Source organism: Nocardia sp. NPDC006982, from assembly GCF_042869435.1.
In the GTDB taxonomy this organism is placed as follows: Bacteria; Actinomycetota; Actinomycetes; order Mycobacteriales; family Mycobacteriaceae; genus Nocardia.
In genome coordinates this window covers 510,510-523,204 of record NZ_JBIAFV010000002.1, presented here as the reverse complement: position 1 = coordinate 523,204, position 12,695 = coordinate 510,510, and the positions used below count along the sequence as shown (strand labels likewise).

Below are 12,695 nucleotides of genomic sequence, written 5' to 3'. Positions count from 1 at the left end.
CAGCCCTGAATCGGACGTTAGGGTTCCTCACCATGGCTGGTCTGCCCGCTGTGCGGTCTCGTGCGTTGATCGCCGTGCTATTGCTTGCCGTCGGCCTCGCCGCCACGGCCTGCGGTTCCGGCGACGATTCCTCCGATCGAGACCAATGCAGCCCGCCCGGACTCAGCGCGGCATCGGCCGCACCGACGAACCTCGGCTCGGCGGCCGCGGCGGGTGCGGACAAATACACCACCGCGAGCACGTTGCCGGTGTCGGCGATCGATACCAGCAAGCTGCGTTTGATCACGCCGGGCAAACTCACGGTGGGCACGCTCTCGGATGCGCCGCCGAGCATCTGCCTGAACTCGGCGGGCTCGTTCACCGGCTTCGACAACGAGCTGCTGCGGGCGATCGGTGCGAAACTCGGCCTCCAGGTGGAGTTCTCGGGCACCGAATTCGCACCGCTGCTCTCGCAGGTTTCCGGCGGTCGCTTCGATATCGGTTCGTCGAATATCACTACCACCGCGGAGCGACGCGAACGCGTCGGATTCACCAACGGTTACGACTTCGGCTACTTCTCGCTCGTTGTCCCCAACGGCAGTGCCGTCAAGGGCTTTTCGGATCTGGGGCGCGGTAACCGGATCGCCGTCGTGCAGGGCACGGTGCAGGACGATTACGTGGTCAACCAGCTGCATCTGGATCCGGTGAAGTTCCCGGATTACGCCACCGCCTACGCGAATCTGAAGTCGGGTCAGGTCGATGCCTGGGTCGCGCCGTCGGCGCAGGCCGAGGGGCAGGTGAAGTCGGGTGACGGAACCACGATCATCCAGAACACCTTCAGCCTGGACAATTTCGTCGGCTATGCGGTCGCCAAGAACAACCAGCCGCTGATCGATGCGCTGAACAGCGGTCTCGATGCCGTGATCGCCGATGGCACCTACGCCAAGCTCTACGCCGACTGGGTGCCGAGGCAGTTGCCGCCCGGTTGGAAGCCGGGCTCGAAAGCCGCACCCGCACCACAACTCCCGGACTTCGCCGCCATCGCCGCGCAGAAGAAGACCACCGACAGCGGACAGACTGCGCCGAAATCGACATTGCAGCAGTTGCGGGAGACGTTCTTCGACTGGTCGCTGTACCGCAAGGCATTTCCCGATCTGTTCAAGACCGGTCTGCCGAATACCCTGATCCTGGCGCTGGTTTCGGGTGTGCTCGGCACCATCATCGGCATGCTGCTCGCGGTCGCCGGCATTTCCCGGACGCGCTGGTTGCGCTGGCCCGCAAGGGTTTACACCGATATCTTCCGCGGTCTGCCCGCCGTCGTGATCATCCTGATCATCGGACTCGGCATCGGCCCGGTCGTGCGCAATATCACCGGCAACAACCCGTATTGGCTCGGTGCGATCGCGCTGGCATTGCTTGCCTCGGCCTATATCGGTGAAATCTTCCGCTCCGGCATCCAATCCGTGGAAGCGGGTCAGCTGGAGGCCGCGCGGGCCATCGGCTTCGGCTACCGCCAGGCCATGACGCTGGTGGTGATTCCGCAGGGTGTGCGCCGGGTACTGCCCGCGCTGATGAACCAGTTCATCGCGCTGATCAAGGATTCCTCGCTGATCTACTTCCTCGGACTGCTCGCGACCCAGCGCGAACTGTTCGCGGTCGGGCGAGATCTCAACGCGCAGACCGGAAATCTCTCCCCGCTGGTCGCCGCCGGCCTGGTCTACCTGCTGCTGACCATCCCGCTGACGCACCTGGTGAACTACATCGACCACCGGATGCGCACCGGCCGACCCGACCAGCCCATCGACCAGGTCGAGGCGGCCACGATCACGGAAGGGCGCGGGTAATGAGTGCATCTCTCACCGGAACCGGTCTGCATCTGACGCTGGGCCACAACCATGTGCTGCGCGGCGTCGATATCCATGTCGACGCGGGAAAGACCACGACCGTCATCGGGCCGTCCGGCTCCGGCAAGTCGACGCTGCTGCGGGTGCTGAACCGCCTGCACGAACCCGATCAGGGTGATGTGCTGCTGGACGGCGAGTCGGTGCTCACCGAGGATCCGGATCAGCTGCGCCAGCGCATCGGCATGGTGTTCCAGCACTTCAACCTGTTCCCGCACAAGACGGTCGCGGAGAATGTGGCGCTCGGGCCGCGCAAGCTGCGCGGGCTGTCCAAGGATGCCGCTCGCGCGCTGGCCGTCGAGCAGCTGGAGGTGGTCGGGCTGGCCGAGAAGGCCGATTCGCGCCCGGCGAATCTGTCCGGTGGGCAGCAGCAGCGGGTGGCGATCGCCCGAGCGCTGGCCATGCAGCCGGAGATCATGTTCTTCGACGAGGCCACCTCGGCGCTGGATCCGGAGTTGGTGAAGGGCATTCTCGCGCTCATGGCCGATCTGGCTACCCAGGGGATGTCGATGATCGTGGTGACCCACGAAATGGGTTTCGCGCGCAGCGTCTCCGACAGCGTGCTGTTCATGGACGCTGGTCAGGTCGTCGAAACCGGCGTACCCGACGCTCTGTTCGACAACCCGAAGACCCCGCGACTGCAGCGCTTCCTCGCTCAGGTTTTGTGACCCTCAGCACACATCTAGTAAACTCGATAGATGCGCACCTGTTAATGTGTCGCCACGCTCGGCGCCACATGTCCAGCAGTGGGAACGAGGAGGTCCGATGACCACAGCGCATCACGAGCACACCGACCACCAGCACGTCCACGGGCCCGACTGCGGCCACGCCGAAGTCCCGCACGGCGACCACACCGACTACGCCCACGGCGGCCACCTGCACCGCGAGCACAACGGCCACTGGGACGAATGCGAACCCGCAGGCCACACCGAACATGTCGGCCACGACCACATCCACGGCCCCAATTGCGGCCACGAAGCCGTCCAGCACGGCGACCACGTCGATTACCTGCACGACGGCCACCACCACGCCGCGCACAACGGCCACTACGACGACCACTGAGCTCGCCGCGCCGAGTTGCTGCCCGACTCGGCCGCAGCTCGGCGACTCCGAATCGACTCGCCGCGTGACTCGGATTCGAGTAGAGATGGCGGGATGGGGATTGTCGATCCACGGGTTCGGCGGCTGACGCCCGAGGACTGGGCGGCTTTTCGGAGCATTCGCCTGCGCGCCCTGGCCGATGCGCCGCACGCCTTCGGCTCGACGCTGGAGCAGGCGCGGCGCAGGTCCGATCAGGATTGGTCGGATCTACTGACGCATCGGGCGCAGTTCGTGGCGAGCGTCGACGGCATCGACGTCGGGACGGCAGCTGGGCTGGACGATCCCGAACGGCCTGGGGCACACCTGATTTCGATGTGGGTTGCGGAAAAGTCCCGTGGGACCGGTATTTCGGATCGTCTCGTGCGATCGGTGATCGACTGGGCGGTCGATGTGGGGCATCGCAAGGTGTGGTTGGAGGTCGCCGCGGGCAACACGGCGGCCGAGCGGTTGTATCTGCGGCACGGGTTCGTGCGGACCGGGGTGCGGGGGACGATCGCGCCCGACGATCCGCGGCCGGAATTCGAGATGCTCTTGAACCTGTGAACCCGGCACACTGACCGCATACGTATAGGTCGGCGAAAAGTACTTATGGATGACTGATTCGGCACCCATGGCTCTGCTCATAACGTAGTTCCTGTCAGCACGAACGACAGTGAAACCGCAGATCAGAAGCCTTGGAGGCCAACATGAACGAGCTCGTCGCGCAGTACCTGGAAGTCTGGAACACCACCGATGCCGCCGCCCGCAAGGCCGGAATCGAAGCCGTGTTCACCCCCGAGGCCGGTTACATCGACCCGCTGGCCGCGGTCGCCGGACACGACCAACTGGATGCGGCCATCGCCGGTGTCCAGGCGCAGTTCCCGGGGTGGGTGTTCACCCTCGCCGGACCGGTCGATGCCCACCACAACCAGGTGCGTTTCACCTGGGAGCTGGGCCCCGTCGATGCCCCCGCCGTGGTCGTCGGCTTCGATGTCGCGGTCATCGAGGACGGACGTATCGCCAACGTCTACGGCTTCCTCGACAAAGTTCCCGCCGCAGCCTGATCCGAACTCGTTATCCCAGAAGGAAATACCAGTCATGACCACCTCTGCCCCCACTTACATGTCCACCTTGCTCGCCCCCGGTCAGAACCTGCTGCGCACCTCGCTGCGGCTCGACTCGGTGGTCACCACCGTCAACGGCCTTGCCTACCTGGCACTTTCGGGCCCACTGGAATCACTGCTCGGCTTGGACAGCAAGATCGGCATCCCGATCGGAATCTTCCTGACCCTCTACGGCATCGGTGTCGCACTGGTCGGCATGGCCAAGACCATCAATACCAAGGCCGCCGCCGTGGTCGCGGCGGGTAATGCCGCCTGGGTCGTGGTGAGCCTGGCCGCCCTCGTCGAGGGCGCACTCGAGCTGAACCTGGTCGGCTCGATCTGGACCGTCATGCAGGCAGTCACCGTCGGCGGCTTCGCGGCCCTGCAATACCTCGGCATCCGCAAGGCCCGCTGAATATTGGATCCACTCGACCAACCCGCGAAACGCGGCATCGGCAGCGCTTACCGACCCCGCCGGCTCCGCCGGCTGCCGTCCCCACTGTCCGATGCCGCGTTCGGCGTTTGTGGTCGGTGGCTGCCTCTAGAGTCGAGCCCGTGCTCGAGGCAACCAAGATCCCGACCGAGTTCGGTACTTTCGACGCCCTGACCAGCGGTGCACCCGGTGGGCGCGAAGTTCTGCTGTTGCACGGTTTTCCGGAGTCGGCCACCGCATGGCAGTTCCAGCTGACCGCCCTCGGTGGCGGCGGCTGCCATGTCATCGCGCCCGATCAGCGCGGTTATTCGTCAGGGGTGCGTCCCGACAAGGTCGCCGATTATCGCGTCGAGGAGTTGGTCGCCGATGTCATCGCCATCGCCGACCAATTGGGTTGGCAGCGGTTCGATCTCATCGGTCACGACCTGGGCGCGCACGTCGCCTGGGCAGCGGCGGCCGACCACCCGGCACGAATCCGAACTCTGACCGCCGTTTCGCAACCGCACCCAACCGCGTTCTTGCAGGCCATGACCGAGGACGAAGACCAGGCACAACGAGCCCAACACTTCACCTACTTCCGCCAGCCCCGGACCCCCGAGCGCGCGCTCGTCGCCGATGATGCCGCCGCCCTCCGCAAGATCTTCGACTGGAAGATCCCCGAGGACCGCATCGACGACTACATCCACCGCCTCACCCGACCCGATGCCCTCACCGCGGCCCTCAACTGGTACCGAGCCTTCCCACTCGCCGGTCCGACCGCCTCGATCACCGTCCCGACCCTCTACGTCTGGGGCACCGAAGACCCCACCGTCGGCTCCACCGCCGCCCTGGCCACCGCCGCCCACGTCACCGCCCCCTACCGCTTCGAAATGCTCGAGGACACCGCCCACTGGATCCCCGAAGAAGCCCCCGAATCCCTCACCCGCCTCATCATGGAACACCTCCTCGCCCATCGGACATAGTCGCTCAGGTGCGGACGGTGGCGAAGGCGGACCAGAGCAGGGGGGAGTGTTCGATGGCGTGGGTGGTGCGCCAGGCGGTAAGGCGGGATCGCTGCCAGGTGGCGAGGGCGGTCACCGGGTCCGGGTGTTCGTGGGCGGCGTCGATGGCGCAGATGGCGTCTTGCAGGGGGTGGGCTTCGGGGGGTGCGCCGGCGAGGCGCTGGAAGGCGAAGTCGGTGGGGAGCGGCCAGCGGCTGGCGGTGACCAGTTCGGCGCCGCCGTTGATCATGGCGGCGACCAGGCCGAGGGCCTCGCTGAAGCGCATATCGCCGCCGCTTTCGCAGGCGATCAGCGCGACTCGGCTCGGAATGGGCCAGAGTTGTGGTCCGGCTACGGGATCGGTGGTCAGGGTGTGGGTGCCGAGCAGTAGGTCCTTGGCCGAGAGTGGGCGGTGCGCTCGGAGCGGGGTGGCGAAGCCGACGGATTCGGCGTCGCAGGCCAGGTGTAGTTCGGAGGCTTCGCTCTGGCCGGATTCGGGGGCTGCGGCGGTTACGTGCCCCACATAGGTCAGGCGGCTGGCACCGCCGCGTAGTGCTTCGCTCAACCAGCTGCGATCGATATCCGTGCGGCGGAATGCGTCGATCGGATCGTCGACCGCGGGCAGTAGTCGCCCCTCGGCCGAATATTCGGCAACCCGTTGGGCGAGTGGAGCTTTGGGGTCCATCCGTCCGAGGACGGAGCCGAGTGCGGAATCGGCGCGAAAGCCCGGGACGCGCGGGTCGAGTACGGCAACCACTGGAAGGGTGCTCGTCTCGGACCAGGCACGCGCCGTGCGGTCCTGACCGTGCACAATACTGGCGGGAGCGAGCAGACTGATATCGGCGATATCCACCAGACGCAGCTCCGGGCTGGGAGCGATGATCTCCCACGGGATCTGAGCCACCCGGGGCGAGGGTTGCAGCCGAATATGTGGACGCACACCGCGCATGTGCAGGTCGTACAACTGTGCCGCCAGTCCATAGGGCAGCAGTGCGCGGGAAAGTGACTGCGCAACAAGATATTCCGTGTCGTACGAGGCGAAAGCGCCACTGGTCATGGCACGTTCGAGTCCGCCGGGCAGCGCCGGATTCGGCAGCGCCTGCGCGAACTGCTCGACGGCATCGGTGATCGCATCCCCGGGCAGCATGCTCGCACCCTCGGCGTATTCGTTGCGCAACCAGCGCCACGACATGTACAGATCGCCAGCATCCGCCATCCGCACCATGACGGTCGGTTGTTCCGAGAGGGTCATGCGGGCAGCACCCGGCTGTCCCGCACCGGATGCCCGTACCGCAGCTCGGCGGCCTCGATATACCCGGCCAATGCGATATGTCCGTCCGGTGCGACGGCCACCCGCGGCGGTGGCACCACCGGCAGTCCGGCGCTCGCCGCGACCGAGGCCAGCGCCGTGCCCAACTGCGGCGCCGACCCACTCTGCGGCCCGGTCCCGACCTGCACCGTGGGTCGCGCCGGCTCAGCTGGTGGTTCGAATAGTTCGAGCGGCAGCCGCGGCGGTGCGCTGGCGGCTGATCTGGCGATATCCAATGTCGTACCCGCGCACTGTGTTTCGATGAGATCCACGATCAGCGGACCATTTCCGGACAGATAGGCGAACCGGAATGCCATCCGCATTGCCGGATCGGCGATCTGGCGGTTCCATTTCTCGCGTTGATTGCCATTGGGCAGGGTGTAGCGCACGGCATCGATGGCCAGCGCCGACGGTACCGCGAGACCGATTGCCCGCCCCAGTAACTCGGCATCCGGGGATTCGGCCGCCTCGATGACCGACTCCAATAGCGCCGCATGCCAGAAATCGATTTGGGCACAGTGCAATCCGAGACCGCGCTCGGCATACGCGGCGAAGGCCTCGCCGATGAGGGTCTCGCCCTCGCCGTATTGTCCGTTCGAGTACGCCACGGTCGCCAGGCGCACTCGCACATCGGCGGCATCGAGCACCGCACCGGATTCTCGAAAATAGTCGAGGCTGCGGCGATAGAGCTGATGCGCCGCATCGGTATCGCCACGGCCCTCGGCGAGAAACCCCATGGTCTCGAGCCCGACGCCCGCACGATATCCGAGTTCGGCGCGCTCGAAATACTCCTGGCTGGACCGCAGCGGCGGTTCCGCCTCGTCGAACCGATCCAACCTGACGTACATGACGGCCAGATTCTGTTCCGTCTCGGCGACGGCATTGCGATCACCGGCCGCATCGAAGGCCGCCAGCGCCTGACCCATGAAGTCGACGGCGAGATCGCGCCGTCCGGTCTCGAAGTAGATCCCGCCGAGCGTCGAGAGCGGATGTCCGGCCAGGTGCGGCGCGAAACGCACTGCCGCATCCAATGATTCGGTGGCGAGTTCGATGGCGTAGGCCCAGCTCTGGCGATGGAATGCCACCGCGGTCAGCGATAGCAGACAGGCCACCCGCTGCATGCTCTCGTCATTGTGTTCGGTCAGCAGTGCGCGCGCCTGCTCCAGTGCCTCCTGCGCACCATCGAGATCGCCGACGTGCTGCAATGCCTGGGAGAGGTTGATCAGTGCGGCGGGCCGCTTTTCGATCGCGTCCGCGGGCATTTCCGCGAGCGCCTCGCGGAACATGACGATGGCCCCGGCATGATCGCCGAGTTCATCTGACATGCTCGCGGCATTGACCAGCGCGCTGACCCGCACGCCATCCGTGCTGGTCCTGGCGATTTCCTCGAACAGTCGCCTGGCCTCGGCGACATCGCCGCGCTGATAGGCGGCCGCTCCTTCGGCGAGTCGCTCGCGACCGTCATCGGCCGGCATCAGAAGTCCGAATCCGATGCGGCGGCGGCGATTTCGGCAAGAAGGGGTGCATCGACCGCATCGTCCGCTGCGGTAGCCCGACGCAGCCGTGCGGCCGCGAGCTCACGAATCTGTCGCCGGATCTCGGGATCACCCAGCTCGGATGCGCCAGGCGCACCGACGCCGGGCACGTAGACATCCACCGTCGAAACGGAATCCGAAGGCGTGGTGGCCGCGCCGGTCCACAGATCGCCGACCAGATCCAGCTCGGCCTCGGCGGTGCCGACGGGTGTGGTGATGAGGGCGCGCGGGTGCAGGTGTGCCGGTGCGTCCGAGCCCAATTGGGGCGCGGCTACCGCGGTGACGCGGACCGTCGTAGTGCCCGAACTTCGGGTCGATTCCCAGGACACCGCCCGTTCGGACGCGTCGATGAGGCCGGGCGGGCAGCGCCGCCAGTCCCATCCGCCCGTGCCGTGACCGAGCGACAGCGCCCCGGCCGGCCGATCGGCCGCGCCACCGGCGGCGAGCGCATAATCCTCTGCACGAGTCGGTATTTCGACAGAAGTAGGCAACTCATCGTCTGAGTCCGGCTCGTCATCACCGAGGAGCGGTTCGCACTTCGTGCGCAGTGTCGCTATCTCCTGGTCCAGCAGCCGATCGTCGAGCGCAGTGATGCCATCGATCGTCGAGGCCGGCCACCAGCGCGCGGCCCAATACGCGAACCCGAGCCGCCAGGCAGCGGCCACCAGATTCGGCACCGCGGGGTCGGCTACGTCGGTGAATTCGGTGCCACCGCTCTCGGTGTCGGTGATGGCAATGGCGATCCGTTCGCCGTACACCGCCCACAACCAGTCTTGAGCGAGCTCGACATCATCGATCACCGCCGCCGGAATCGTCTGTCCGGCAAGCAGACTCCACGACAGATGACCGCCGACCACCTCGAGGACCATCGCGTCGATCGCCGCGGCACCGTCCAATACCGTCGGCGCTCCGTCGGGCGCGATGATCCAGATTCCTTCTCCGGCCGGTTCGATCCGCACGATCCCGCTCATCAGCTCGCCCTCGATTCCGCCGGATCCGACTCGGTGACCAGGGAACTCACACTCAGCGCCTGTTTGACCCGCATGCGATGGTCCAGCATGACCGAGCGCGCCACACCGTCGAGCAGATCCCATAGCTCGTCCGGCTCGTAGACGCCGAATTCCCGGACATCGCGTCCGTGCAGGCGGACCCACAGCCGCCGCAAATATGGCCGCCACGGTGTGCGCAGCTCGGTCGCGATGGCCGCCAGTGGGCCACTCGGCATTTCGATATCGGTGCGCACCGCGAGCCGCCGGGCCTGCAGGACGTATGCCTCCCGCTGCCAGCGGCTATTGATCACCCGATGCGCCGCGGTTTCGGCCGCTGCCGACTCCGCGCCATGCAGTGCGATCGGCCGCAACCCGAGCGCGAGCGCGGTCCCGGCCGTCGCGGCGACCCGTAGTGATTCATCCAAAAGCGCCCAGGGCGAACAACTTCGGGCGATCTCCATGGTCACCAATTCCGGAATGGGCGGCAGTTCGGCCCGTTCACTCGACGCCTGCAGCACGGTGAATACGCGCTCGTAGATGGTGCGATCGAACGGCAGTCCGAGACTGGCCTTCGAGGCCGACGAACCGAGCGCAGGTGGCTGCGGAACCGGTACCGCTGTGAGCCCAAGATGATGTGCTGTCGGCTCGAAGCTGTTGCCCCATAGTCGGATTCCCCCGTGTGTCCCGGCATGGGTGGCGACGAGCTCATCGAATGTCCGCTGCCCGTCGGCGCTGCGACCGTCGCGCGCCGCGGCCGCATCGAGCAGCGCCGCGAGCAGTTCGGCGTGCTCTCCGGTCGGCCCGCCTACCGGACGTCGTCCCCACGCGATATCGATCAACGAGTCGAGTTCGGCAGTCCGCGCACCCGCGGTGATGTACTCCTTGAGCGCCTGTGTGGTGCGCCCCGCCGCGAATTCGTGGACATCGCGCAGTGTCGCCTCGGCGGTTGCCCGGTCACGGGACGGATCCGGCATGCCCGATGTGGTGGCGAGTTCGAAGGCGCGCTGGAAATACAGATCCTGTGGATTGCCCTCGGTGATCCGCAGCGCCCGCCGGACCTGTTTGAGCAGGGAAAACCAGGCCGCCGTCGCGCGCAGCACGTCGGCGGCGGCATGGATTCGAGTGGCGAGCAGCACCGCGCCGTCGGCGGTGAGGATGGGGCCCGCGCACAGCGGATGCTGCACGGGGCGGATGACCAGTGGATCCAGGATGAGTTTCACGGTCCGCCGCAGCGGCCCCCCGTGGGGTCCACTGAGCGGTTCGACGCCCTCGAGTCGGCGCCAAACCTCGTCCAGCACCATCGCGCGCGGCCGTCGCATTCGACCAGGTTAACGGAACTTCCTCTGTTTCAGACTCCGGAAAACCTGGGATCGGTAGGGCGCGTTCGATTCCTACCTTTCTCGTATCGGCCCAACACCGGAGCCGAACGAAGCAAAAGGAACAGATCATGAACACCAAGCCGGTCCGCATCTCCGCCGCCCTCGCCGCCTCGGCCGCCGCTTTCGCACTCTTCGTCACCGGATGCAGTAACGATTCGGGCAGCTCGCCGACCACCTCGGCCAAGCCGGGCACCTCGGCCGCCCCGGCACCGGCGTCGGGCAAGTCGACCGCCTCGGTCGACGGCAAGGCGCTCGACGGCAAGTTCGAGACCACCTGCGCCAAGCAGGGCGGCACCCTCGCCCTCGCGCTCAGCGACACCAACAACGCCACCTACGGCACCCTGAGCGTGAGCGCCTCCATCACCGGCACCGACAACGTCCAGGCGGTTGCGGTCGCGGGCAGCAAGGGCGGCGCGAACGGCCTGCCCTACGCCCTCGGCTTCGGCAACGGCATGCCCGGCGGTTCGGCCAAGGTCGTCAAGGACGGCAACACCTACAAGGTCACCGGTGAGGGCGTCGGCGCGCCCGACCTCACCAATCCGACCGCAAGCCCGAAGAGCTCGAAATTCGACATCACCTTCGCCTGCTCCACCGTGGTCGGCGGCTGACCCGTGCCATGACAAACCCGTTCACGCCCCTTGATACAAGAGGCGTGAACGGGCCAAATCACTTCATACACAGGGGAAACCATGAAAAACATCGCCCGCTCGCTCGCCGCCGCCTTCTTCGTCCTCTCGATCGGCTACTACCTCTGGCACGGCTTCACCTACACCAGCTCCGGACCCTTCGACGACAGCATGCTGGCCTGGGTCGGGCCGCAGATGGCGCTGCCGATCATCGCCCTGACCATCGTCCCGATCGTCTTCGCCTTCACCGGCGAGGGCATTATGGCGGCCTTCACCGGCAACAACAGCTCGGCGTTCCGTGATGGTCTGGTCGGCATCGGAACCATCAGGTCCTTCCGCCAGACCGGGCTGACCGTCAATGACCAGCCGCAGATCCGCATCGATTTCAGCGTCGAGGGCGTCGACGGCAAGATCTTCCACTCGCACGCCAAAATGATCGTTCCGCTCACCGAGCTCGCCCTGCTGCAGCCCGGTGTCGTGCTGCCGGTGCGCTATCTGCCCGACCGCACCGACAAGGTCGAGGTCGACCGCTCCGGCGATATGTCGGCAGCCCAGCGCGCCATGAACGAATCCATGATCCGAAAGGGCTTCACCACCAAGGCCAAACTCGATATCGCCGAGCGCGGCATTACCGCTCAGGCCGTCGTGCAATCGCTTGCGGTGCCCGGCGAAATTCGTAACGGGTATTCCAAGATCGAGCTCGGCCTGGTGGTGACCCGGCCCGACGGAACGACTTTCACCGCGAGCGTGGAGAAGTTCCTGCCGCCCGCCAGCGTGGCCCAGGTGCAGGTCGGTCGGATCATCCAGGTGCACTATCTGCCGGAGAACGAACAAGAGGTCGTGATCGCACTGCAAGTCAATGCGTAGCCCCGGCACAGAATGTTGCTCTCGTTCATCATCGAACGGGAGCAATATTTGTTTGTGCGTCAGAAGACGCGGTGGCTGAAGAAGCTGTGCTGGCAGGTGGGGCGCTTGCAGACCGCACCACCGCCCGGGATGAACCCGACACAGGTGGGGTGGGTACATCTGTTGCAGCCACCGTCGCCGTCTTCGCCCATATGGTCGTGATCGACGAGTACGACGCGGGCCTCGGCCACCGCGCCCGCGAGAATCGAATCGAGATAGTCCAGCGCCTTCGAGGTGAGCGGGGGTTTTCCTCCGGACAAGGTCATCGCACCACTCCTCACTATGTACTCATGTCCTTGATCCCGATCTTCCTCCTGCGAGGGGAGTCGCACACGAGTACGACGCTACGCAAATTGAGGGTGACCTAATTGGTCGCCCGTTCATCTGACTGTTTCCTGTGGATTGCCTGAGCGGCTTACGGTGCGCCGGTCAGCACTATGTCAGGAGTTCATCGTGAGCGAGCGAAGCGAGCGAA

Annotated in this window: 14 protein-coding genes; 9 read left to right on the top strand and 5 right to left on the bottom strand. The window is 65.8% G+C overall.

What is annotated here, in order from left to right; all coding sequences use genetic code 11:
- The first annotated feature begins 32 nt into the window (after positions 1 to 32).
- The 7 genes from ACFYOW_RS11335 to ACFYOW_RS11305 all read left to right on the top strand — a co-directional run bounded on the left by ACFYOW_RS11335 (position 33) and on the right by ACFYOW_RS11305 (position 5,458).
- The gene (locus ACFYOW_RS11335; RefSeq protein ID WP_387286813.1) at positions 33 to 1,823 is read left to right on the top strand and encodes an ABC transporter substrate-binding protein/permease; all 1,791 of its coding nucleotides are present in this window, start codon (positions 33 to 35) and stop codon (positions 1,821 to 1,823) included.
- Positions 1,823 to 2,548, top strand: coding sequence for an amino acid ABC transporter ATP-binding protein (locus ACFYOW_RS11330; protein ID WP_387286811.1), 726 nt, complete (start codon positions 1,823 to 1,825; stop codon positions 2,546 to 2,548). Before ACFYOW_RS11335 ends, ACFYOW_RS11330 begins: the two co-directional genes overlap by 1 nt.
- A 97-nt stretch (positions 2,549 to 2,645) precedes the next feature.
- Entirely contained in the window at positions 2,646 to 2,942 is a 297-nt protein-coding gene (locus ACFYOW_RS11325; RefSeq protein ID WP_387286809.1) for a hypothetical protein, read from the top strand.
- Positions 2,943 to 3,035: 93 nt separating this feature from the next.
- Positions 3,036 to 3,524, top strand: a complete 489-nt coding sequence (locus ACFYOW_RS11320; protein WP_387286807.1) for a GNAT family N-acetyltransferase — start codon at positions 3,036 to 3,038, stop codon at positions 3,522 to 3,524.
- A gap of 143 nt (positions 3,525 to 3,667) precedes the next feature.
- A complete protein-coding gene (locus tag ACFYOW_RS11315; RefSeq protein ID WP_387286805.1) occupies positions 3,668 to 4,024 on the top strand; it encodes a nuclear transport factor 2 family protein in 357 nt (118 codons plus the stop codon).
- Between the two features lie 34 nt (positions 4,025 to 4,058).
- The gene (locus ACFYOW_RS11310; protein WP_387286803.1) at positions 4,059 to 4,478 is read left to right on the top strand and encodes a hypothetical protein; all 420 of its coding nucleotides are present in this window, start codon (positions 4,059 to 4,061) and stop codon (positions 4,476 to 4,478) included.
- Positions 4,479 to 4,618: 140 nt separating this feature from the next.
- Complete coding sequence (locus tag ACFYOW_RS11305) at positions 4,619 to 5,458, top strand: alpha/beta fold hydrolase (protein WP_387286801.1); 840 nt, start codon at positions 4,619 to 4,621, stop codon at positions 5,456 to 5,458.
- A 4-nt stretch (positions 5,459 to 5,462) separates the two neighbouring features.
- Here ACFYOW_RS11305 and ACFYOW_RS11300 read toward each other — a convergent pair whose 3' ends face one another.
- The 4 genes from ACFYOW_RS11300 to ACFYOW_RS11285 are packed head-to-tail and all read right to left on the bottom strand — an operon-like array spanning position 5,463 to position 10,610.
- Positions 5,463 to 6,728, bottom strand: a complete 1,266-nt coding sequence (locus ACFYOW_RS11300) for a CHAT domain-containing protein (protein WP_387286800.1) — start codon at positions 6,726 to 6,728, stop codon at positions 5,463 to 5,465.
- Positions 6,725 to 8,260 (bottom strand): tetratricopeptide repeat protein, encoded by a 1,536-nt coding sequence (locus ACFYOW_RS11295; RefSeq protein ID WP_387286798.1) that lies wholly within the window; start codon positions 8,258 to 8,260, stop codon positions 6,725 to 6,727. Before ACFYOW_RS11295 ends, ACFYOW_RS11300 begins: the two co-directional genes overlap by 4 nt.
- Positions 8,260 to 9,291 (bottom strand): hypothetical protein, encoded by a 1,032-nt coding sequence (locus tag ACFYOW_RS11290; RefSeq protein WP_387286796.1) that lies wholly within the window; start codon positions 9,289 to 9,291, stop codon positions 8,260 to 8,262. The genes ACFYOW_RS11295 and ACFYOW_RS11290 overlap by 1 nt, the downstream gene beginning before the upstream one ends.
- Positions 9,291 to 10,610, bottom strand: coding sequence for a hypothetical protein (locus tag ACFYOW_RS11285; protein WP_387287485.1), 1,320 nt, complete (start codon positions 10,608 to 10,610; stop codon positions 9,291 to 9,293). The genes ACFYOW_RS11290 and ACFYOW_RS11285 overlap by 1 nt, the downstream gene beginning before the upstream one ends.
- A 146-nt stretch (positions 10,611 to 10,756) precedes the next feature.
- Here ACFYOW_RS11285 and ACFYOW_RS11280 point away from each other — a divergent pair, with 146 nt between their 5' ends.
- Together ACFYOW_RS11280 and ACFYOW_RS11275 are read left to right on the top strand one after the other, a co-directional pair.
- Complete coding sequence (locus ACFYOW_RS11280) at positions 10,757 to 11,296, top strand: lipoprotein LpqH (RefSeq protein ID WP_387286794.1); 540 nt, start codon at positions 10,757 to 10,759, stop codon at positions 11,294 to 11,296.
- Positions 11,297 to 11,377: 81 nt separating this feature from the next.
- Positions 11,378 to 12,181 (top strand): hypothetical protein, encoded by an 804-nt coding sequence (locus tag ACFYOW_RS11275; RefSeq protein WP_387286792.1) that lies wholly within the window; start codon positions 11,378 to 11,380, stop codon positions 12,179 to 12,181.
- Positions 12,182 to 12,240: 59 nt separating this feature from the next.
- Here the strand turns inward: ACFYOW_RS11275 and ACFYOW_RS11270 are convergent, their stop codons facing one another.
- Positions 12,241 to 12,486, bottom strand: coding sequence for a hypothetical protein (locus ACFYOW_RS11270; protein ID WP_063045741.1), 246 nt, complete (start codon positions 12,484 to 12,486; stop codon positions 12,241 to 12,243).
- Positions 12,487 to 12,695 lie beyond the last annotated feature (209 nt).

What these genes read in the sequence shown, in the direction of transcription:
- ACFYOW_RS11335 (WP_387286813.1), top strand. Translation starts at nt 33, where the DNA reads ATGGCTGGTCTGCCCGCTGTGCGGTCTCGTGCGTTGATCGCCGTGCTA.
- ACFYOW_RS11330 (WP_387286811.1), top strand. Translation starts at nt 1,823, where the DNA reads ATGAGTGCATCTCTCACCGGAACCGGTCTGCATCTGACGCTGGGCCAC.
- ACFYOW_RS11325 (WP_387286809.1), top strand. Translation starts at nt 2,646, where the DNA reads ATGACCACAGCGCATCACGAGCACACCGACCACCAGCACGTCCACGGG.
- ACFYOW_RS11320 (WP_387286807.1), top strand. Translation starts at nt 3,036, where the DNA reads ATGGGGATTGTCGATCCACGGGTTCGGCGGCTGACGCCCGAGGACTGG.
- ACFYOW_RS11315 (WP_387286805.1), top strand. Translation starts at nt 3,668, where the DNA reads ATGAACGAGCTCGTCGCGCAGTACCTGGAAGTCTGGAACACCACCGAT.
- ACFYOW_RS11310 (WP_387286803.1), top strand. Translation starts at nt 4,059, where the DNA reads ATGACCACCTCTGCCCCCACTTACATGTCCACCTTGCTCGCCCCCGGT.
- ACFYOW_RS11300 (WP_387286800.1), bottom strand. Translation starts at nt 6,728, where the DNA reads ATGACCCTCTCGGAACAACCGACCGTCATGGTGCGGATGGCGGATGCT.
- ACFYOW_RS11295 (WP_387286798.1), bottom strand. Translation starts at nt 8,260, where the DNA reads ATGCCGGCCGATGACGGTCGCGAGCGACTCGCCGAAGGAGCGGCCGCC.
- ACFYOW_RS11290 (WP_387286796.1), bottom strand. Translation starts at nt 9,291, where the DNA reads ATGAGCGGGATCGTGCGGATCGAACCGGCCGGAGAAGGAATCTGGATC.
- ACFYOW_RS11285 (WP_387287485.1), bottom strand. Translation starts at nt 10,610, where the DNA reads ATGGTGCTGGACGAGGTTTGGCGCCGACTCGAGGGCGTCGAACCGCTC.
- ACFYOW_RS11280 (WP_387286794.1), top strand. Translation starts at nt 10,757, where the DNA reads ATGAACACCAAGCCGGTCCGCATCTCCGCCGCCCTCGCCGCCTCGGCC.
- ACFYOW_RS11275 (WP_387286792.1), top strand. Translation starts at nt 11,378, where the DNA reads ATGAAAAACATCGCCCGCTCGCTCGCCGCCGCCTTCTTCGTCCTCTCG.
- ACFYOW_RS11270 (WP_063045741.1), bottom strand. Translation starts at nt 12,486, where the DNA reads ATGACCTTGTCCGGAGGAAAACCCCCGCTCACCTCGAAGGCGCTGGAC.